The sequence below is a fragment of the Streptomyces sp. R21 genome (assembly GCF_041051975.1).
In the GTDB taxonomy this organism is placed as follows: domain Bacteria; phylum Actinomycetota; class Actinomycetes; order Streptomycetales; family Streptomycetaceae; genus Streptomyces.
Map to the genome: position 1 here is coordinate 8,052,657 of NZ_CP163435.1, position 20,564 is coordinate 8,073,220.

The window sequence follows — 20,564 nt, forward strand, 5'->3', positions numbered from 1 at the left end:
GCGAGCGCCACGCATGCGTGCGTGCGGCGTGATCGCAGCCAGGGAGCGTGCCTACAGCCAGCCCCGGTGCTTGAACAGCCGGTACAGGCCGATCTCCAGCATCACCATGGCGAGGATGACCACCGGGTACGACCACCGCCAGTGCAGCTCCGGCATGTGCTTGAAGTTCATGCCGTAGATCCCGGCGATCATCGTGGGGACCGCGGCCATCGCCGCCCACGCCGAGATCTTCCGCATGTCGTCGTTCTGCCGGACGCTCATCTGGGCCAGATGAGCCGACAGAACGTCCGAGACCAACCGGTCCAGGCCCTCCACGGACTCGTTGACGCGCGTCAGATGGTCGTTGACGTCACGGAAGAAGGGCCGGGCCTTGTCGTGCACGAAAGGCACCGCCCCGCCGAACTGGCCGAGTCCCGCGAGTTTGGTCAGCGGTACCGCGAGCGGGCCCGTGGCCCGGCGGAACTCCAGGATCTGCCGCTTGAACGTGTAGATCCGCGACGCCGTGTTCCGTGAGCCCCCGCCGGTGGGCGAGAAGACCTCCGCCTCCAGTTCCTCCAGGTCGGTGCCCAGCTCGGTGGCCACCTCCAGGTAGTGGTCGACGACGGAGTCCGCGATCGAGTACATGACCCCGGTGGGGCCGTGCCGGAGCATCTCCGGCTGTTCTTCCAGGTGGCGGCGGATGCTCCCGAGCGGCGCGCCCTCGCCGTGGCGCACGGTCACCACGAAGGAGTCACCGACGAAGATCATCAGCTCGCCGGAGGAGACGGTGTCGCTGTCCGGCTCGTACGTCACCGGCTTGAGGACCATGAACAGCGAGTCGTCGTAGACCTCCAGCTTGGGGCGCTGATGTGCCTTCAGAGCGTCCTCGACGGCCAGCGGATGGAGTCCGAACTCCTCGGTGACCTTGTCGAACTCCTTCTCCGTCGGCTCGTACAGACCGATCCACAGGAAGCTGTCACCGCGGGCGCGCGCATCGTCCAGCGCGTCGGAGAGGTCGTCGGGCCCCTCCGTGCGGCGCCCGTCGCGGTAAATGGCGCAGTCGACGATCACGGAGCGTATTCTCCCGCCGTCCGGCCGGGAACGCACCCCGGTTCACGCCTACGCTGGGCCGCATGCCCACGCTGATCCTCGTCCGGCACGGACGCTCCACCGCCAACACCGCCGGACTGCTCGCCGGCTGGACCCCCGGCGTCGCCCTCGACGAGCGCGGAGCGGAGCAGGCCGCCGCGCTGCCCGGCCGGCTCGCCGCGCTGCCGATCTCCGAGGTCGTCACCAGCCCCTTGCAGCGCTGCCAGGAGACGCTTCGACCGCTGCTCGACGCGCGCCCCGAGCTGCGGGTGCACACCGACGAGCGCATCGGGGAGTGCCACTACGGCGACTGGTCCGGCCGCAAGCTCGCCGAGCTGAACGACGAGCCGCTGATGGCGGTCGTACAGGCGCACCCGTCCGCGGCGGCGTTCCCCGGCGGCGAGTCGATGCGGGCCATGCAGACCCGGGCCGCGGAGGCGGTCCGCGAGTGGAACGCGCGCGTGGAGCGCGATCACGGCGGCGACGCCGTGTACCTCATGTGCTCGCACGGCGACATCATCAAGTCTCTGGTCGCGGACGCACTCGGACTTCATCTCGACCTCTTCCAGCGGATCTCTGTGGAACCGTGTTCCATCACCGCGATCCGTTACACACGACTCAGGCCGTTTCTCGTACGCCTCGGGGACACCGGCGACTTCGCGTCGCTGGCGCCGCGCGAGGAGCCGCCGGCCGGCGACGCCACGGTCGGGGGCGGTGCGGGCGCAGCGTGATCGTCGGCCGCAGTAGGGTGAAGCGGTCGAAGCAGCGCAGTAGTTCGCAAGTGTCGTCGCAAGTGTTGTCAGCAGCCGATGCGGGCCGACGCGGTCAGTCGGTTCTCATGTCGAATCAATGGAGACAGGACGTGTCCCGTCAGGTGTTCCTCTACGACCCCCCGGACCGTTTCGTCGCCGGCACGGTCGGGTTGCCCGGGCGCCGTACCTTCTTCCTGCAGGCCTCCTCAGGACCCCGGGTGACCAGCGTGGCACTGGAGAAGACCCAGGTCGCGGCGCTCGCCGAGCGCATGGACGAGCTTCTCGACGAGGTCGTACGGCGCACCGGGGGCAGCGCCCCCGTCCCGGCCGTGGCGCCCTCGGAGATCGGCGACACCGAGCCCCTGGAAAGCCCCGTGGAGGAGGAATTCCGGGTCGGCACGATGGCGCTGGCCTGGGACGGTGACGAGCAGCGCATGATCGTCGAGGCACAGGCCCTCGTGGAGCTCGACGCCGACTCCGAGGAGGACCTCGCCGAGGCCGAGGAACGGCTTTTGCAGGACGAGGAGAACGGTCCGCCGATGCTCCGCGTCCGGCTCACCGGCGTACAGGCGCGGGCCTTCGCCAAGCGTGCCCTCGATGTCGTCAACGCGGGACGGCCGCCCTGCCCGCTGTGCAGCCTCCCGCTCGACCCGGAAGGACACGTATGTCCGCGCCAGAACGGATACCGCCGCGGAGCGTGACCACGGCCGAACTGCTCGCCGAGGGCGAGCTCACGGTGCGCGGTCGGATCCGCGAGGCCTCGAACGCGGTGCTGTACTGCTCCGTCTCGTACGAGGGCCGCGAGGCGTTCTGCGTGTACAAGCCCGTCGCCGGGGAGCGGCCCCTGTGGGACTTCCCCGACGGCACCCTGGCGCAGCGCGAGGTTGCCGCGTTCGAGGTGTCCGAGGCGACCGGCTGGGGGCTCGTGCCGCCCACCGTGCTGCGTGACGGGCCCTACGGCGAGGGCATGTGCCAGCTCTGGATCGAGGCGTCGGCCGACGACGAGGGGACCGACCTGCTCGCCCTGGTGGACGGTGAGGAGCCCGAGGAGGGCTGGAAGGCGATCGGCTTCGCCGAGGTCGGCGAGGGGCGGACGGCGCTGCTCGTGCACGCCGACGATCCGCGGCTGCGGAGGCTCGCGGTGCTCGACGCCGTGATCAACAACGCCGACCGGAAGGGCGGGCATCTGCTGCCGGGGGGCGAGGGTCGGTTGTACGGGATCGACCACGGGGTCACGTTCAACGCGGAGAACAAGCTGCGGACGCTGTTGTGGGGGTGGGCGGGGGAGCCGCTCGCCCCGGAGGCGGTCGGGGCGCTCACCTCCCTGCGGGACGGCCTCGCGGCCGGCGCCCCGCTCGCCACCCGACTGGCCGAACTCATCACCCCCGCCGAACTCGACGCCACCCGCGCACGCGTCAGCGCCCTCCTCACCTCCGGCAGACACCCGGAGCCGAGCGGGGAGTGGCCGGCGATTCCCTGGCCGCCGGTGTGACATTGCCCCAGCTACGCCGAAGCACGGCCGAGGGCATCGCACAAGAGGGCCTATTCGGCCGTCGAAGGCGGTCCGGTTCGTGTACGGAACATCCGTCCGGTTAGGCTCATGACATGCATGCCTGGCCCGCTTCTGAGGTCCCCGCCCTGCCTGGTGAGGGCCGCGACCTCCGGATCCACGACACCGCGACCGGTGGGCTCATCACCCTTGACCCCGGTCCCGTCGCCCGTATCTACGTCTGCGGCATCACGCCGTACGACGCGACCCACCTGGGTCACGCGGCGACCTACAACGCGTTCGACCTCGTTCAGCGCGTGTGGCTCGACACCAAGCGGCAGGTTCACTATGTCCAGAACGTGACCGACGTCGACGATCCACTGCTGGAGCGCGCGCAGCGCGACGGCATCGACTGGGTGGGGCTCGCGGAGAAGGAGACCTCCCTCTTCCGCGAGGACATGACCGCCCTGCGGATGCTGCCCCCGCAGCACTACATCGGTGCCGTGGAGGCGATACCCGGCATCGTCCCGCTGGTCGAGCGACTGCGGGACGCGGGCGCGGCGTACGAGCTCGAAGGGGATGTCTACTTCTCCGTCGAGTCCGACCCGCACTTCGGGCAGGTGTCCCATCTGGACGCCGCCGCCATGCGTCTGCTGTCCGCGGAGCGCGGCGGGGACCCGGACCGTCCGGGCAAGAAGAACCCGCTCGACCCGATGCTGTGGATGGCCGCCCGCGAGGGCGAGCCCAGCTGGGACGGCGCCTCGCTCGGCCGCGGCCGGCCCGGCTGGCACATCGAGTGCGTGGCCATCGCCCTGGACCACCTGGGCATGGGCTTCGACGTGCAGGGCGGCGGCTCCGACCTCGCCTTCCCGCACCACGAGATGGGTGCCTCGCACGCGCAGGTGCTCACCGGCGAGTTCCCGATGGCCAAGGCGTACGTCCACGCAGGCATGGTGGCGCTGCACGGCGAGAAGATGTCGAAGTCCAAGGGCAACCTGGTCTTCGTCTCCAAGCTGCGCTACGACGGGGTCGACCCGGCGGCCATCCGGCTCGCGCTGCTCGCGCACCACTACCGCGCCGACTGGGAGTGGACCGACCAGGTCCTGGAGGACGCCGTAGCCCGCCTGGACACCTGGCGCGCGGCCGTCTCCCGCCCCGACGGACCGTCCGCGGACGCGCTCGTCGAGGAGATCCGCGAGGCCCTCTCGAACGACCTGGACGCCCCCACCGCGCTCGCGGCGGTGGACCGCTGGGCCGCGCTCCAGCACGCCCAAGGCGGTACGGATGAGGGCGCCCCCGGCGTCGTATCGCGTGCCGTGGACGCTCTTCTGGGCGTGGCCCTGTAGCCGCCGCTCCCTGGAAAACTTCCTGATTCAGCCGGGCGCCGGGCGGGTTCTCACCTGCCCGGCGCCCTCTGTGCCTGTGTCTGGGCCGTTCTCCGGCCGCTACTGCTGTCCTGCCGTTACTGCCTGTTGACGATCACGGCCTGGATGGCGTTGGTGTTCGAGTCGTAGATCCCGATGACCTGCTGTCCGAAGGCGAAGGCCTCCTGGACCTCGTCGTGCGTGACCTGGTTCGGGTTGACCAGGGGGTACCACGCGTTGTTGATGAACAGGTAGAGGATCGACGGCTGGCCGGGGAGCGGGGTCACGACGTCCCAGAACTTCGTGGCGATGCCGCTCACCAGCGCCTGCGCCTCGACCGCGCTCTGCAGCACGAGAGGCTGGCCCTGCTGCTGACCTTGCTGCCGGCCCCCGAGCTGCTGGAGCAGTTGCTCGAACGGCTGCTGCTGGCCGAGCTGCTGGAGCTGCTGCTGCAGATGCTGCGGCACTTGCTGCTGACCGATGCCCTGCTGGCCGTACGGCTGCTGCTGTTGCTGGCCGAAGGGCTGCTGCTGGCCGATGCCCTGCTGGCCGTGGGGCTGCTGCATCTGCTGCCCGAACGGTTGCTGCATCTGCTGGCCGAACGGCTGCTGCTGGCCCATGCCCTGCTGCTGCCCGAACTGCTGCGGGGGCGCCGTGCTCGGGCCCTGCTGGCCCTGGTGCTGGCCCTGGTGCTGGCCGTGCTGCTGTCCCTGCTGGCTCATCTGCGGGGTCGTGCTCATGCGGGTGCCACCTTCCATCAATGGTTGGTTGCGTTGGTGCGTCGGTCCCTGACGACCAGGTCCTCAGCCCGTGACCACGAGGCCGACGATCTCGTCGTCCGAGAACCAGACACGTACGTCCGGCCGTCCGCCCGCGAAGGCGGTGTGCACCGCCTGGCGCATCTCGGGGGACGGGTTGTTCAGGTTGCGCCAGGCACCGGCCACGAACAGCCTGAGCCTGGGCGGGAGTTCACGCGGATACGGCAGCAGCTCGTCCCAGTACCGCTCGGCCTGGCCCGAGCCGACCGCCTCCGGCAGCAGATGAGTGACCGCTGCCTTGATGTCCGGCCGGTTGCCGATCCGCTGGGATGCGGGCCGGCCCGGCGCGTCCTGCTGCGGAGATCCCGTCGCCCGCAGCACCGCGCGGGCACGTTCCGGTGAAATCGCTTCCTGGCCCGCCGCCTTGAGCATTCCCTGTAGCGCGGCCAGGGCTCCGACCACCACGGGGGAGGCGGAGGAGGTGCCCGAGAACGTGTCCGTGTACCAGGCGATCTCCTCGGCGCCGCCCTGCAGATCGCCGGGCCTGTCCCAGGAGCCGCCGGTGGTCGTGACCTCGCGTCCCCAGCCCTGCGCGTCCACGCGTGCCCCGTAGTTGGAGAACGCGAGCCGTGAGCGGTCCGGACCGTGGTCGCGGCCGTGCGTGCCGGGCGGCGGTGCGCCCGCGCCGACGAGGACCGCGCCGGAGGACTGGTTGGACGGGTTGAACGGGTTGCGCCACCACTCCGGGAACTCGGCCGGGCGGCGCTCGTACATCGCGTCGTCGAGCGACTCGGCGCCGTTGCCCGCGGCCGCCACCACGATGACGCCCTTGGCGGTCGCGTACCGTACGGCCGCGTAGTTGTCGGGCCACCACTCGATCGCGATGTAGCCCTGCTGGTCGTCGCGCTGTTCGAAGTCGAACCGCGGCCCGGGGGCGTGCAGTTCGATCAGGATGATGTCGCCGGCGTTCAGCCGCTCGGCCGCCGCGTGGATCGCGGCCGCCGAGCCGATGTCCTGGAAGGACGCGGCGGCGGTCACCGCGTCCGGCACGACACCGGTGATCCCGTGCTCGCCCCGGTCGCCGCCGATCACACCGATGACGGCGGTGCCGTGGTTGCGCCAGGCGATGTCGGTCAGCGGGGTGCCGACGACGACGCCCGCGAGCTTCGCGGCCAGATCCTCGTGGCCGAGCTGCCATGCGCCCTCCACGTCGATCACGGTCACGCCCTGGCCCGTGCCGCCGGGCCGCTGCCAGGCCCAGTAGGCGTCGATGCCCTCGGGCGCGGGGCGCAGATACCCTTGCCGGCTGGTGAAGTCGGGGGTGACGGGCGCCCCTTCCTTCCGCCGCCGGGTCTCGTCCGCACTCTGTCCGACGGACCCCAACGAGGCGGGTACGGCGCCGGGCTTCACATATGCCGTGTCGATCTCCGGCAGCGCGGCGATGCGCGAACGGAGTTCCTGGGCGCGGCTCTCGACGCCGCGCACCCGGTAGAAGAGACCGAGGTCGGGCACGCTCTCGGTGCCCGCCGCGGCGGAATGCTGAAGTCGCTCCTCACTGCCGAACAGTGGTTCCAGGGCGAGCTGTTCGTCGCTGAGGAACATGTTGAGCGCCGACACGTCGGCGCCCGCCGCCGAGCGGACGCCCGCGGCTGCGGCGCGCAGCCGGGCCTCGGGGCGAGCGACGACGATCAGCTCCTGCTCGGCTCCTCGGTAGGTGAATCCCGCTCCGTCGGGCCCCGGCCCGGACGCTCCCGGGCCCTGCGCCGGCTGTACCTGGTCGGTCATCGCGTGCCGCTCCCTTCGGTCCATGCGGGTGGCCTTGCAGCGGGTCGGCGCGGTGCCATGTCCCGTCTCCGGGCCGCGCCTTCGGGGCCCACCCTGCTACGCGCCGGGCCATTCGTCCAGGCCGCTTTCGCCAATTACGTTTGAAAACAAGTTGAATTGGGAACCCCGTGCAATCCGTCCGGAAACAGATGTCACGGAGCAATCCGGCCAAAGGCTGCGGAGGCGGGTGTCATGTGATGGGGTGGCAGCGACTGTTGACCATTGGTCCGGCCGCTGCCGGACCCTTGCGGAAGGACGCTCCATGCACCGTTCCTTCGCACGTCGAAGACTGCTCACAGCCGCCGCCGCGCTCGGAGGAACAGCGCTTCTGGGCGGCACCGCCCAGGCGGCCGAAGGGCACTGGCCCACCCAATTCGCTTTGCCCAACGGCTTCGCGCCCGAGGGCATCACCATCGGCACCGCCCCCTTCGCGTACTTCGGGTCCATCGCGAACGGGGACATCTACCGGGCGAGCCTCGCCACCGGACGCGGCTCCGTCATCAGCAAGGGCCTCGGGGCCGAACACCCCACCCTGGGGCTGAAGATCAACCGCCACGGAAGGCTCTTCCTCGCCGGCGGATCGAGCGGCGAGCTGCGCACGGTCGACGCGCGCAGCGGGAAGATCGAGAAGGTGTACGACGTCGGCGGCACCTTCGTCAACGACGTGGTCCTCACACCGAGCGCGGCCTGGTTCACCGAGACCTACCAACCTGTGCTCTACGGGCTCGCGTTGGGCCCGCACGGTGAACCCGGCGCCGTCACCACCCTGCCGCTCACCGGCGACTGGGTGCAGGGCCCCGGCTTCACCGCCAACGGCATCGAGCGCACGCCCGACGGCAGAGCACTGCTCGTGGTGAACACGATCGCTGACGGCGGCGGTCTGATGCGGGTCGATCCCCGTACCGGAGTGGCCACCGCGGTGGACCTGGGGCCCTCCAAACTGCCCGACGGGGACGGGCTGTTGCTGCTCGGCCGCATCCTCTATGCCGTTCAGCAGGCGGACAACCTCATCGACGTGTTCCGGCTGAACGCTTCCGGCACCAAGGGCACGGCGATCGCCCGGATCACCGACACGCGCTTCCGGATCCCGACGACGGCCGCGGCGTGGGGCGACCGTCTGTACCTTCCGAACGCGCGCTTCGACGTCGAGCCGACACCGGACACCGAGTACGACGCGGTGGCGGTGGCCCAGGTCTGACGGGCCCGGGACGGCGGAGGGGCGGTGCGCCTGTCGCGCACCGCCCCTGCTCGTTCGGCATCCCGTTCGGCATCCGCCGGTTCAGTCCTCCGAGGACTCGTCCGCAGCGTTGTCTGCGGAGTTGTCCGATGACTCGTCCGCAGCGGTGTCGGGAGAGCTGCCGGCGGGTTCCTGTGGACTGGCGTCCGAGGAATCCTGCAGGCCGTCGTCCTCGGCGCCGGTCTCCGGTCGCTGCGGTTTGGGCGGTCGGACGCGGCCGCCCGGGCCGTCCTTCAGATACGAGGGTGAGTCGCCGCTCTCCGTCGCGTGGCCGCCGGACGGGGCCGCCGGACCGCCGCCGTCCCGCCTGCGCAGATAGCGCTCGAACTCGCGGGCGATCGCCTCGCCGGACGCCTCGGGTAGCTCGGCCGTGTCCCGGGCCTCCTCCAGCGTCTGCACGTACTCGGCGACCTCGCTGTCCTCGGCCGCCAGCTGGTCCACGCCCAGCTGCCAGGCCCGCGCGTCCTCGGCCAGCTCGCCCAGCGGAATGCGCAGGTCGATCAGGTCCTCAAGGCGGTTGAGCAGGGCCAGCGTGGCCTTCGGGTTGGGCGGCTGCGAGACGTAGTGCGGGACGGCCGCCCACAGCGACACCGCCGGGACGCCCGCGTGCGTGCACGCCTCCTGGAGAATGCCGACGATGCCCGTGGGGCCCTCGTACTTGGTCTCCTCCAGGTCCATCGTGCGCGCCAGGTCCGGGTCGGACGTGACCCCGCTGACCGGCACCGGACGGGTGTGCGGGGTGTCGCCGAGCAGCGCGCCCAGGATCACCACCAGCTCCACGCCCAGTTCGTGCGCGAAGCCGAGGATCTCGTTGCAGAACGAGCGCCAGCGCATCGACGGCTCGATCCCGCGCACCAGCACCAGGTCACGTGGCTTCTCGCCGCCGACCCGGACCACCGACAACCTTGTCGTCGGCCAGGTGATCTTGCGGACACCGCCGTCCAGCCACACGGTGGGGCGGTTCACCTGGAAGTCGTAGTAGTCCTCGGCGTCCAGCGCCGCGAACACCTCGCCCTTCCACTCCCTGTCCAGATGTGCGACCGCGGTGGAGGCGGCGTCGCCGGCGTCGTTCCAGCCTTCGAACGCGGCCACCATGACCGGGTCGATCAGCTCGGGAACCCCCTCGAGCTCGATCACCCAGCGCCTCCTTCCGACGTGCCCTCGCGTACGCCCCAACCTTACGGCGTTCGCGGGGGGCCTCCGCAGCCCCCTTGCACGGGGGAGTGAACGGATCACTGCCCCGTCAGCCACCCCGGAACACCCCGGAGTCATCCGAGCTGTGGCCGAGCCGTCGTCGGCCAACTTCGACGCACACCCTGGACGTTGCGCAGATGTGCCGCCATACATCGGATCAGAGAGTCGACCGCAGCCACTGCTCGACGCTCGCGATATGCACCGTCGCCCAGGAGCGGGCCGCCTCCGCGTCCCGGTCGCGCAGGGCGCCGAGGATGGCCCGGTGCTCGTGCAGGGTGCGGCTGACCGCGTCCTCCTGGGTCAGACCGCGCCAGACCCGGGCCCGGGTGGTGGGCCCGGAGAGACCTTCGAGCAGGGAGCAGAGCACCGAGTTGCCGGAGCTCTGCACGATGCCCTTGTGGAAGTCGAGGTCGGAGGCGACGAGCTCCTCCACCGAGGGATCGGAGCCCAGCTTGTCCAACTGTGCGGTCAACGCGGCGAGTTGCTGCTCGCTGATGCGGGAGGCCGCCATCGCCGTCGCCGCCGGCTCCAGGATGCGGCGCACGGCCAGGAACTCCAGGACCGTGTCGTCGCGGTGGAAGTCGACGACGAAACTCAGCGCCTCCAGCAGGAGCTGCGGGTCCAGGCTGGTGACGTACGTGCCGTCGCCCTGCCGGACGTCCAGGATGCGGATGAGCGACAGGGCGCGGACGGCCTCCCGCAGCGAGTTGCGGGACAGTCCGAGCTCGGCGGCGAGTTCGCTCTCCTTGGGCAGCCGGTCGCCGGGGCGCAACGCGCCGGAGACGATCATGTCCTTGATTTTCTCGATCGCCTCGTCGGTGACTGCCATGGCGGGCCTCCCAGTCGCTCAGACATCGGATGTCTCAGGCCATTATGAGGGTTCAGTGGGCTGAACGGGGAGAGAAGGGGTCTGAAATCCACAGCTCAGACGAGTGCCGCGGACGAATGCTCCGGTCGAGTGCCTCGGACAAGCGCTTCCAGATCGGCCAGCACGGTCGGCTCGTCGAGCGTCGTCAGCGCGCGCTCCCGCATCAGGACCCTTCCGTCGACCACCGTGTCCCGTACGTCGGCCGAGTGCGCAGCGTACGCGAGTGTGGACCACGGGTCGTGCAGGGGTCTCAGATGGGGTGCGTTCAGGTCGAGCACGATCAGGTCGGCACGCTTGCCGGCCTCCAGTGAGCCGAGGTGGTCGCCGAGGCCCAGCGCGCGGGCACCCTCGATCGTGGCCATCCGCACCGCCTGCTCGGCACCGACCGCGGTCGGGTCGCCCGCCGCCTTGTGCACCAGCGCGGCCTGTCGCACCGCGCCCAGCATGTCCAGCGTGTTGGAGCTGACCGCGCCGTCCGTGCCCAGGCCGACGGTCACCCCGGCGCTCAGCAGCCGCGGCACCGGCGCGATGCCGCAGCCGAGCTTCAGGTTCGACACCGGGCAGTGCGCGACCGCGGTGCCGGTGCGGGCCAGCGCCGCGATCTCCGGCCCGGTGAGGTCCACCGCGTGGGCGAGCAGCAGATCGGGGCCGAGCAGTCCGAGCGAGTCGAGCAGCTCCACCGGGCGCTTGCCGTGGCGCACCTCGACGGTGGCGACCTCGGTCGCGTTCTCCGCCGCGTGGAGGTGCAGCAGCGCACCGAACTCCCGCGCCAGCGCGGCTATTTCGGTGAGCTGGTCCGGGGCGAGCGTGTAGGTGGAGTGCGCGAAGAGGACGGGGCGGGTGCCGGGCCGTGCCCCGGCCCGGGCGGCCAGGTCCTGGCGCGCCCACCCGAGCCGGTCCTCGTACGCGATGCCGTCCGCCGGGCCGGGGACGTCCATGAACGTCGGTCCGGTGTGCAGCCGCCAGCCCGCCTCGCGCGCCGCCTGTTCGGCCGCCCCGTGGAACCAGTACATGTCGAGGGCGGAGGTCACCCCGGCCCGTACGCCCTCGGCGATCGCCACCCGCACCGCCGCCGCCACGTTCTTCGGAGACAGCAGCTCGGCCTCCCACGTCAGCACCCGCTCCAGGAAGCCCTGGAGCGTGACGTCGTCGGCGCGGCCCCGCAGCAGCGTCATCGCGAGGTGCGTGTGCGCGTTGACGAACCCGGGCAGCACGAGACAGCCCTCGGCGTCGATGTCCTGGTCCGCCGTGTACCGCGCCCGCAGCTCCTCGGCGGGCCCGACCGCGACGATCACGCCGTCGCGGACGCCGACTGCACCGCCCCGTACGACCGTTCCGGCGTCGTCGACCGTCAGGACGTCCCCGCCCCGCACCAGCAGATCGATGTGCTCGGTCACGACGCGTACTCCTCCGCGAGCAGCCGCAGCGCCTCCAGCGAGACGACCGCGCCGCGCTCGACACCCGCCGCGACCACGTCCCGGTGCGGGTTGTACCCGCCGGTGGCGCTCTCGTCGACCAGCTCGTCCGCGTTGGCGCCGTCGATCACGAGCACACCGCCCGCGACGAGTCCGCGCAGCGATGCGGTCACCAGCAGCGCCGACAGCTCCATCTCGATCGCCGCGAGTCCGGCCGTGTCGTACGCCGTCAGGGGGATCAGCCCCGGCTGGAAGGCCGCCCGGGTCCACACCAGGCCCCGGTGGTGCGGGGCGTCCGCCGCACGCGCCGCGCGCTGCAGGGCGAACACCGCCTCCGGCGCCGACACGGCCGGGTACTCCGGCGGCAGCAGCTGCTGCGTCACCCCGTCGTCGCGCACGGCGGCCTCCGCGATGACGAGGTCGCCGTCGCCGATCCCGGCCCGCATCGCGCCCGCCGTGCCGAACCGCAGGAACGTGCGGACCCCCGCGTCCGCCAGCTCCTGGAAGAGCAGGATCGCGCCGGGCGCACCGACCCCGTGCGAAGCCACGGTGACCGGCAGGCCCTTCCAACTGCCGCTGAACACACGGTATTCGCGGTGGTAGGAGACCTCCTCGGCGTCTTCGAGCAGCGCGGCGACGTCCGCGGCGCGCGCCGGGTCGCCGACGACCAGGGCGGACGGCGGAAGGCCGGTGCGGGGTATGCGGGTGATCGGCAGCAGGTCCTGGGTCATGAGCTGGCTCCAGAGGGGCGGGTACGGCGACGGCGGCGGGCCGTCGTGAGGAAGAGGGCGCCGAGCGTGACGACGTACGGCGCGGCGTCGGTCGCCTGCTGCGGCAGGCCGAGGCCCTGGAGGCGGAACCCGGCCGCCTCGGCGAGGCCGAAGAGGAGCGCGGCGAGCAGTACGCCGAGCGGCAGGGCGCGGCCGAGCATCACCGCGACGACGGCGATCCAGCCGCGGCCCGCCGTCATGTTCTCGGAGAACAACGTGACGTTGCCGAGGGCGAGTTGGGCACCGGCGAGACCGCACAGCACTCCGGAGACGAGGACGGCCGCGTACTGGTACTTGGCCGGGCTCACCCCCAGGGTCGCCGCCGCGTCCGGTGCCTCGCCGACACCGCGCAGCCGAAGGCCCCACACATGCCGCGACAGCATCAGCGCGGCCACACCGACCGCAGCCCACGCCAGATACGCCAGCGGCGAGAAGCCGCCGACCAGCGGCAGCCCGGCCAGTGACGGATCGTCAAAAGTGCCCTGCACGCCGAAGACCGTACGCAACAGGAAGCTGGTCAGACCTACTGCCAGGAGGTTCATGGCGATGCCGAGGACCACCGCGTCCCCGCGCAGGGTCACCGCCCCGACGGCGAGGATCAGCGCGTACGCGGCGGAGGCGAGCGCGGCGGCCAGGACGCCGAGCCAGGGGCTGCCGGTGAACCAGCTCGTGGCCACCGCCGTGAAGCAGCCCATCAACATCATGCCTTCGAGGCCGATGTTGAAGACGCCCGCGCGCTCGCACAGGGCGCCGCCCAGCGCGGCCAGCAGGATCGGCGTGAGCGCGCGCAGCGCCGACATGAGGAGGTCGGAGTCGAAGAACATCAGGCGAACTCCCCTTGCACGGAAGGCTTGTTGCGTCGGCGGGGGAACCGCAGCCGGGCCGCCAGGAACACGATCACGATGGCCTGGAGCACCTGGGTCAGCTCGCGCGGCACCTCGGTCGTACGCTCCATGGAGAGCCCGCCGACCTGGAGCACGGCGAAGAAGAACGACGCGAGGACCGTGCCCAGCGGAGCGGCGGCCGCCAGCAGCGCGGCGGTCAGGCCCGTCCAGGTGTAGCCGGGGGCGGTGAGCGCGCCGTCCAGGAACCGGTACGGGAAGCTCAACACCCCGATGGCGCCCACGAGTCCGGCGAGCGCGCCCGACACCGCCATCAGCCGGAGTGTCAGTCTCTTGCGCTCGACACCCGCGTACGCGGCGAAGCGCGAGCCGAGGCCCGTCATGCGGATCTCGTACCCGACGGCCGTGCGCCGGTCGGCGAACCAGTACCCGGCCGCCGCGAGCACCACCAGGACAAGACCGACGGTCACCGTCGACTCGCCGAAGGCCGGCAGGGCCACCCCGTCCGGGAGCTGGCGCGTCTGGGGGAGACTGGAACCGGGCTCCTTGAGCGGGTAGCGGGCCAGGTACGAGGCGAACGAGGACGCCGGATAGCTGAGGAGCAGGCTGCTCACCAGCAGCGGCACCCCGAAGTGGTTCTCGCACAGGGCGGCCAGGGCCGCGTACCCGGCGCCCGCCGCCATGCCCGCCAGCAGCGCCAGCAGCACGGTGAGCGGCGCGGGCAGCGGCGAGTAGAGCCCGGTGACCGCCGCCGCGATCCCGCCGAGCACCAACTGCCCGTCCCCGCCGAGGTTGATGAGCCCGGCGCGCAGCGGAACGGCCAGCGCGAGCGCCATGCCCAGCACGCTGGTGCCGGTGCTCAGGGTCGAGCCGATGCCGTCCGGGCCGAGCGAGCCGCTGATGACCGCCCCGTACGCGGCGATCGGATCGGCGCCCGTGCCCACCAGGAACAGGGCGCCGATGACTACCCCGGCGAGCACGGAGAAGGCGACGGGGGAGCGCAGGGCTGTGGTGATGTGACGCATGTCAGTCTCCGACTTCTACCGGGGAAGCCTCCGGCGGGGACGCCTGCGCCGCGGCAGCCTGTGCGGGATCGGCGCCGGAGTCGCCGCCGCCCGCCATCGCGAGCCCCAGCGTCCGCTCGTCCGCGGCGTCCTTCGCGTACGTCGCCGTCACCCGGCCCTCGTACATCACGAGGACCCGGTCGGCGAGGCCGCGGATCTCGCTCAGCTCGGCCGAGACGAGGAGCACGGCGTGGCCGGCGTCGCGGTAGGCGACCAGCTCGTCGTGGATGGTCTGGACGGCCCCGATGTCGACACCGCGTGTGGGCTGTTCGACCAGCAACAGCGGGGCTCCGTGGGCGAGTTCGCGGCCGATCAGCAGCTTCTGGAGGTTGCCGCCGGACAGTGCGGCGGCGGGCACCTCGGGGGCGGCCGCCTTGATGCCGAAGCGCTCGACGAGCCCCTGCGCGTGCGCCCGGACGGCCGAGGGCGGCAGCAGTCCGCGCCGGGAGGACAGCGAGGTGCGGTGGTGGCCCATCGCGAGGTTGTCCGCGACGGACGCCGCGGGCGCGGTACCGACCGCGTGCCGGTCCTCGGGCACATACGCGAGGCCCTGGGTGCGCCGCTCGGCCGCGGACGCGTGGGTGACGTCCGCGCCCTGCAGGGTGACGTGCCCCGAGGTGACCGGGCGGAGCCCGGCGAGGGCCTCGATCAGCTCGCTCTGGCCGTTGCCCGCGACCCCCGCGATGCCCACGATCTCGCCCGCGCGGACGGTCAGCGCGACCTCGCGCACGCCGTCCGTGGTGAGGTTCTTCACGTCCAGGACCACGTCGCCCGATGTGCCGGGCGGGTGCACGCGGTCCAGATCCACCGCGCGGCCGGTCATGGCCGCGGCGATCTCGTCGGCCGTCGTGTCGGCGGTGCGCAGGCGCGCGACGACCCGCCCGTCCCGCAGCACCGTCACGTTGTCGCTGCCTTCGAGGACCTCGCGCAGCTTGTGCGTGACAAGGATCACCGTACGGCCCTCGGCGGCAAGCGACTTGAGGACCGCGAACAGGGCGTCGGCCTCGGCGGGCGTGAGCACCGCGGTCGGCTCGTCGAGGATGAGCGTACGGGCGCCGCGGTGCAGCAGCTTCAGGATCTCCACGCGCTGCCGCAGCCCGACCGGCAGGTCGCCGACACGGGCGTCCGGGTCGACGGCGAGCCCGTGCTCCGCGGCGAGCTCACGCACCCGGCGGCGGGCCGCGGCCCGGTCCACCAGGCCGAAGCGGCGCGGTTCGGCGGCGTAGACGACGTTCTCGGCGACCGTCAGCGAATCGAACAGCTTGAAGCTCTGGTGCACCATGCCGAGTCCGGCGGCCATCGCGTCGCCGGGATCGCCGAAGGCCACCTCGCGCCCATCGACGCGGACCGTGCCCGCGTCGGCGCGCTCCATGCCGTACAGGATCGACATGAGGGTGGACTTGCCCGCGCCGTTCTCGCCCATCAGAGCGTGGATCTCGCCGCGGCGGACGGTCAGGTCGACGGCGTCGTTGGCGAGCGTGCCGGGGAACCGCTTGGTGATTCCCCGGAGCTCGACCGCGAGTTGGTCAGGCGGCTGCCGGGTCATCGACCTTCAAATCTCCGGACACGATCTGGTCGCGCAGCGCCTCGACCTTCTTCAGGACGTCCTTGTGCTTCGCGATGACGCACTTGCTGGAGTCCACCCCGTCCTCAAGACCTGTGAGGCTGATGCCGCCCTCCTTCAGGCCGTACGAGACGGTCGTGCCCTTCTTGCCGCCGAGGACCTGGTCGATGCCCTTCTCCACGGCGACGTCCGTGCGCTTGATCACGTTGTCCACGACCGTGCCGGGCGAGGAGACGCACTGGTTGACGTCGACGCCGTACGCGTACGCGCCCTTGGCCTTCGCGGCCTCGAAGACGCCGTAGTTGCCGGCCGCGGCCGCCGCCATGATCTGGTCCGTGCCCTTGGAGAGCAGGGAGTTCGCCTGCTCCTTGGCGCGCGCCGAGTCGTCGAAGGGGGACTGGCCGCCGACGAACCGCGTGGACGTGGACGTCTTGGCGGCGACCTTCTTGGCACCGGCGGCGAACGGGTCGCTGTAGCGCCGGAACTGGGGCGTGTCGAGGACGTCGACAGCGCCGACCTTGCCGCTCCTGCTGAGCAGGCCCGCCTCGGCGCCCGCGAGGTAGACACCCTCGTGCTCGCGGAAGACTGCGCAACTGACGTTCTTGAACGTCTTGGTGGTGCACGCGTCGACCATCAGGAACTGCTGCTTCGGATGTGCCTTCGCCTGCTGCGCGACCAGGTCCGCGAACTCGAAGCCGACCAGCACGATGACGTCCGGCTGCGCGTCGACGGCGGCCTGCACGTTCTGCTGCTGAGACGCGGTATCCGAGGACTGATACACCTTCTGCGTTCCGTTGTGCGCCTTCGCCGCCGACTTCACTCCGTCGACCGCGAGCTTCAGGAACTCGTTCTGTCCTACGGAGTCCGGCGTGACCAGCGTGAACGATGTGTCGCCGCTGCCTTTGGCGCCCGCCGAAGAGCTGTCCTTGGCGGCCGCGTTGCAGGCGGTGGCGAGCAGCACGGTTCCGGTGGCGAGCGCCGTGAGCTGGAGGGTACGGCGAGATCTGCGGTGCATCGGGGGACCTTCCGGGTACGGCAGGACACGCTCTGCGGGAGCGTGCGGGTGAGGGTGAACGGCGGGAGCTGACCGGCGCTGGTCAGCTGCGACAGCCGTCGCTGGCACATCGGCCGTGGTCGAGGAAGCGGCGCATCGTGAGCAGCACACGTCCTCCTTCACTTCGGCCTGGGGGCTGCGGGTGCTGGAGAGTAACACCGGTTTTGAGACGCCCGCCCGACTGTCTCGAACTGTGGTTCGTGAAGGTCATGTACGGTGTCGCGCACCTTCGGAACATCAGGAGTGCCCCGTTATGCCCCAGGAATTGCGTGCCGTCGAGTGGTCCGGAAGCAGCCTCGCGCTCATCGACCAGACCGTGTTGCCGCACCGCACCGAGACCTGCGATGTCCACGATGTGGACACTCTGGTCGACGCGATACAGCGGCTCGTGGTGCGCGGCGCACCCGCGATCGGGGCGGCGGGCGCGTACGGGGTCGCCCTTGCGCTGATCGAGGGCGAGCGCGAGGGCTGGGACGAGGGACAGGTCCGCGCGGCGGTCGCCCGCATCCGCGAGGCGCGCCCGACCGCGGTCAACCTCATGGTGTGCGTCGACCGTGTGATGACCCGCTTCGACGAGGGCCTCGAAGCGGTCCTGGAGGAGGCCGCGGCCGTCCAGCGCGAGGACGTCGAGGCGAACCGCGCGATGGCGGCGCACGGCGCGGACTGGCTGCTCAAGCGGGTCGGCGCGGACCGGCCGCTGCGCATCCTGACGCACTGCAACACCGGCGCGCTCGCCACCGCCGGCTGGGGCACGGCACTCGGCGTCATCCGCGAACTGCACGCGCGCGGACAGGTCGAGGTCGTCTACGCCGACGAGACGCGCCCCCTGCTCCAGGGATCCCGCCTGACCGCCTGGGAGTTGGTCCAGGAAGGCATACCGCACTACGTCCAGGCGGACGGCGCCGCCGCGGGCACGATCCTGCGCGGCGAGGTCGACGCCGCGATCGTCGGCGCGGATCGCATAGCGGCCAACGGCGACACCGCGAACAAGGTCGGCACCGTCGGCGTCGCCCTCGCCTGCGCCTACGCGGACATCCCCTTCCTCGTCGCCGCGCCCACCACCACGGTGGACCTCGCGACCGCCTCGGGCGACGACATCCACATCGAACTGCGCGGCGGCGACGAGGTGTTGGAGTGGTCCGGCGTTCGCACGGCCCCCGCCGAGTCGCGCGGCCACAACCCGGCGTTCGACGTCACCCCGGGCCGTCTCGTGACGGGACTGGTGACCGAGCGGGGCGTGCTGGAGGTGGCGGCGGGGGAGCTGCCGGGGGATCACCTGCGCTGAGGCACCCTGCCGCGAGGTATGCAAAAGCCGCGGTCGGGTGAGGAGTTGACCTCACGGACCGCGGCTTTTTGCCGGGCTCAGCAGCCCGTCAGCTCCAACTCCAGCAGCCACTCGACCACTTCGGTGTGGTGGCGGGCCTGACGCGGGTCGGCGCCCCACACGTACAGGCCGTGCCCGGCGACGACCACCGCGGGCATCCGCGGATCACGGGCCGCCTCCAGACGGTCGCCGAGCACCTTCATGTCCTGGCTGTTGGCGATGACCGGGAGGGTGACCTCGACGTCGTGGGCGGGCTGGCCGACGCCCTTGAGCATCTCCAGGTCCCGGAAGACGATGCCCCCCGGCTCACGGCGTCCCATCGCGACGGACGCGACCGTGTGCACGTGGACCACCGCGCCGGCACCCGTGAGCGCGGCCACGCGCGCGTGCAGCTCGGCCTCGGCGGAGGGCTTGCCGCCCGCGACCGCCGCACCCACGCCGTCCACCAACACCACGTCCGCGGGCGTCAGTTCACCCTTGTCGTGGCCGCTCGCCGTGACGGCGAGGCGCAGCGGGTCGCGGGAGACGACGACCGACAGGTTGCCGGACGTGCCGCGCATCCAGCCGAAGGAGGCGAACCGGGCCGACTCGGCGGCCAGGACCGCGCCCGCCTCCTCCAGGTCCAGCGCTGACGTCTCGGCGGTCATGTGATGCTCCTCGTGATGGTGATCTCGTCGAACGTCCCCGCCTGCGCGTGGTCGCCGACTCCCTGCTCGTAGTACGGCTCCCCGGGCCGCCGGACACCGACCGTGCGCCAGCCCGCCGCGCGGGCCGCGTCCAGTTCGCCCGGCCGGTCGGAGAGGAAGAGAAGGCGGCCGGGGTCGGCCCGCCGCCCCAGCGCCGCCGCGATCGTGCGGTACGAGTCCGGCTCCTGCTTGGGCCCCGGGTTCTCCGTGTCGTACAACTCCTCGACCAGCGGCAGCAGATCGCCCTCGGGGCTGGAGCGGAACCACGCGCGCTGGGCGGCGACGGAACCGGACGAGTACACGTGCAGCCGTACCCCGGCCGCGTGCCAGCGGCGCAGGGCGGGCACCACGTCGTCGTAGAAGTGCGAGACGAGGTCGCCGCGCGCGAAGCCCTCGGCCCAGATGATGCCCTGGAGGGTTTTGAGCGGTGTGGCCTTGCGGTCCTCGTCGAGCCAGGTGTTGAGGGCCTTCTCGACGGCCCCGGCGTCGGCGTCCGGATCGCCGGTCAGCTCCCGCACCTGTGCGACGGCCCGCGCCACGTCCGGGTCGCCGCTCCGTTGTGAGAGCAGTGCTCCGAAGCGTGAGCGGGAGTACGGGTAGAGCACGTCCACGACGAACCCCGTGGCGCTCGTGGTGCCCTCGATGTCGAGCACCACGGAGTCGACGTCGAAGACCTCGCTCATGCCGCGTCGGCCTTGTGGCCCGCGTCGATGGTGTCGTAGTCCGGGAAGCGCTCGGCGATGGGGGAGCCGGTGAAGTTCCCGATCCAGCCGTCCTCCTCGTGGAAGAAGCGGATCGCGGTGAACGCCGGCCTGGTGCCCATGTCGAACCAGTGGGTGGTGCCGCGCGGCACGCCCAGCAGGTCGCCCTTCTCGCAGTACACGGCGTGCACCTCGCCGTTCACGTGCAGATAGAAGATGCCGGACCCGGAGACGAAGAAGCGGACCTCGTCATCGTCGTCGTGAGTGTGCTCCTGAAGGAACTTCTGGCGCGCGGCCTTCGCCTTCGCCGGGTACTCGGGGTCGTCGCTCGGGTGCAGGCCCAGCACGTCGACCGTGGTGAAGCCCTCCTCGGCGTTCAGCTTCTCGATCTCCGGGCCGTACGCGGCGAAGACCGTGTCGCTGTCGGCGTCCGCCGGGACGTCCGGGCGGATCGGCCACTGCTCGTAGCGCACCCCGATGGGCGCCAGCGCGGCGGCGATCTCGACGGGGTCGGAGGTACGGCGTACGACGGTCTCCGGACCGGACTCGGGCCAGGTCGTCAGCAGGGTCATGGGAGCAACTCCAGGATG

Annotated in this window: 20 protein-coding genes; 6 read left to right on the plus strand and 14 right to left on the minus strand. The window is 71.3% G+C overall.

Annotation, left to right across the window (positions count from 1 at the left end; translation table 11 throughout):
- Positions 1-51 precede the first annotated feature (51 nt).
- Positions 52-1,050, minus strand: coding sequence for a magnesium/cobalt transporter CorA (gene corA / locus AB5J56_RS35865; RefSeq protein WP_369239067.1), 999 nt, complete (start codon positions 1,048-1,050; stop codon positions 52-54).
- A 62-nt stretch (positions 1,051-1,112) separates the two neighbouring features.
- Between corA and AB5J56_RS35870 the strand changes: the two genes are divergently transcribed.
- From AB5J56_RS35870 to mshC, 4 genes are all read left to right on the plus strand, one after another.
- The gene (locus AB5J56_RS35870; protein WP_369239069.1) at positions 1,113-1,799 is read left to right on the plus strand and encodes a histidine phosphatase family protein; all 687 of its coding nucleotides are present in this window, start codon (positions 1,113-1,115) and stop codon (positions 1,797-1,799) included.
- A gap of 131 nt (positions 1,800-1,930) precedes the next feature.
- Positions 1,931-2,521, plus strand: a complete 591-nt coding sequence (locus AB5J56_RS35875) for a DUF3090 domain-containing protein (protein ID WP_369239071.1) — start codon at positions 1,931-1,933, stop codon at positions 2,519-2,521.
- Positions 2,485-3,312, plus strand: a complete 828-nt coding sequence (locus tag AB5J56_RS35880) for an SCO1664 family protein (RefSeq protein WP_369239073.1) — start codon at positions 2,485-2,487, stop codon at positions 3,310-3,312. Before AB5J56_RS35875 ends, AB5J56_RS35880 begins: the two co-directional genes overlap by 37 nt.
- A gap of 113 nt (positions 3,313-3,425) precedes the next feature.
- Positions 3,426-4,655 carry a cysteine--1-D-myo-inosityl 2-amino-2-deoxy-alpha-D-glucopyranoside ligase gene (mshC, locus tag AB5J56_RS35885; RefSeq protein WP_369239075.1) on the plus strand — a complete coding sequence of 410 codons (1,230 nt, stop codon included), beginning with the start codon at positions 3,426-3,428 and terminating at the stop codon, positions 4,653-4,655.
- A 116-nt stretch (positions 4,656-4,771) separates the two neighbouring features.
- Here mshC and AB5J56_RS35890 read toward each other — a convergent pair whose 3' ends face one another.
- Together AB5J56_RS35890 and AB5J56_RS35895 are read right to left on the minus strand one after the other, a co-directional pair.
- Positions 4,772-5,413, minus strand: a complete 642-nt coding sequence (locus AB5J56_RS35890) for a hypothetical protein (RefSeq protein ID WP_369239077.1) — start codon at positions 5,411-5,413, stop codon at positions 4,772-4,774.
- Between the two features lie 63 nt (positions 5,414-5,476).
- Positions 5,477-7,216 carry a S8 family peptidase gene (locus AB5J56_RS35895; RefSeq protein ID WP_369239079.1) on the minus strand — a complete coding sequence of 580 codons (1,740 nt, stop codon included), beginning with the start codon at positions 7,214-7,216 and terminating at the stop codon, positions 5,477-5,479.
- Positions 7,217-7,517: 301 nt separating this feature from the next.
- On the opposite strand from AB5J56_RS35895, the gene AB5J56_RS35900 reads away from it, so the two are divergent.
- Entirely contained in the window at positions 7,518-8,453 is a 936-nt protein-coding gene (locus AB5J56_RS35900) for an SMP-30/gluconolactonase/LRE family protein (RefSeq protein ID WP_369239081.1), read from the plus strand.
- An 81-nt stretch (positions 8,454-8,534) separates the two neighbouring features.
- On the opposite strand, the gene AB5J56_RS35905 is transcribed toward AB5J56_RS35900, so the two are convergent.
- The 8 genes from AB5J56_RS35905 to AB5J56_RS35940 form a co-directional block, all read right to left on the minus strand.
- Complete coding sequence (locus AB5J56_RS35905; RefSeq protein WP_369239083.1) at positions 8,535-9,629, minus strand: PAC2 family protein; 1,095 nt, start codon at positions 9,627-9,629, stop codon at positions 8,535-8,537.
- Between the two features lie 214 nt (positions 9,630-9,843).
- Entirely contained in the window at positions 9,844-10,515 is a 672-nt protein-coding gene (locus AB5J56_RS35910; protein ID WP_369239085.1) for a FadR/GntR family transcriptional regulator, read from the minus strand.
- A 95-nt stretch (positions 10,516-10,610) separates the two neighbouring features.
- Complete coding sequence (locus AB5J56_RS35915; protein ID WP_369239087.1) at positions 10,611-11,951, minus strand: amidohydrolase; 1,341 nt, start codon at positions 11,949-11,951, stop codon at positions 10,611-10,613.
- On the minus strand, positions 11,948-12,700 hold the full coding sequence (locus tag AB5J56_RS35920) for a nucleoside phosphorylase (RefSeq protein WP_369239089.1): 753 nt from the start codon (positions 12,698-12,700) through the stop codon (positions 11,948-11,950). Before AB5J56_RS35920 ends, AB5J56_RS35915 begins: the two co-directional genes overlap by 4 nt.
- On the minus strand, positions 12,697-13,563 hold the full coding sequence (locus AB5J56_RS35925) for an ABC transporter permease (RefSeq protein ID WP_369239091.1): 867 nt from the start codon (positions 13,561-13,563) through the stop codon (positions 12,697-12,699). The genes AB5J56_RS35920 and AB5J56_RS35925 overlap by 4 nt, the downstream gene beginning before the upstream one ends.
- Positions 13,563-14,606, minus strand: a complete 1,044-nt coding sequence (locus AB5J56_RS35930) for an ABC transporter permease (protein WP_369239093.1) — start codon at positions 14,604-14,606, stop codon at positions 13,563-13,565. Before AB5J56_RS35930 ends, AB5J56_RS35925 begins: the two co-directional genes overlap by 1 nt.
- A gap of 1 nt (position 14,607) precedes the next feature.
- Positions 14,608-16,191 carry an ABC transporter ATP-binding protein gene (locus tag AB5J56_RS35935; RefSeq protein WP_369239095.1) on the minus strand — a complete coding sequence of 528 codons (1,584 nt, stop codon included), beginning with the start codon at positions 16,189-16,191 and terminating at the stop codon, positions 14,608-14,610.
- Positions 16,172-17,224, minus strand: a complete 1,053-nt coding sequence (locus AB5J56_RS35940) for a BMP family ABC transporter substrate-binding protein (protein WP_369239097.1) — start codon at positions 17,222-17,224, stop codon at positions 16,172-16,174. The genes AB5J56_RS35935 and AB5J56_RS35940 overlap by 20 nt, the downstream gene beginning before the upstream one ends.
- A gap of 292 nt (positions 17,225-17,516) precedes the next feature.
- Between AB5J56_RS35940 and mtnA the strand changes: the two genes are divergently transcribed.
- Complete coding sequence (gene mtnA, locus AB5J56_RS35945; protein WP_369239099.1) at positions 17,517-18,548, plus strand: S-methyl-5-thioribose-1-phosphate isomerase; 1,032 nt, start codon at positions 17,517-17,519, stop codon at positions 18,546-18,548.
- A 77-nt stretch (positions 18,549-18,625) separates the two neighbouring features.
- On the opposite strand, the gene mtnB is transcribed toward mtnA, so the two are convergent.
- From mtnB to AB5J56_RS35960, 3 genes are read right to left on the minus strand one after another with little or no spacing between them, the layout of a single operon-like run.
- Positions 18,626-19,234: a methylthioribulose 1-phosphate dehydratase gene (mtnB, locus tag AB5J56_RS35950; protein WP_369239101.1), complete on the minus strand. Its 609-nt coding sequence runs from the start codon at positions 19,232-19,234 to the stop codon at positions 18,626-18,628.
- Positions 19,231-19,956, minus strand: coding sequence for an acireductone synthase (gene mtnC / locus AB5J56_RS35955; RefSeq protein WP_369239103.1), 726 nt, complete (start codon positions 19,954-19,956; stop codon positions 19,231-19,233). The genes mtnB and mtnC overlap by 4 nt, the downstream gene beginning before the upstream one ends.
- Positions 19,953-20,546 (minus strand): acireductone dioxygenase, encoded by a 594-nt coding sequence (locus AB5J56_RS35960; RefSeq protein ID WP_369239105.1) that lies wholly within the window; start codon positions 20,544-20,546, stop codon positions 19,953-19,955. Before AB5J56_RS35960 ends, mtnC begins: the two co-directional genes overlap by 4 nt.
- Positions 20,547-20,564: the final 18 nt, after the last annotated feature.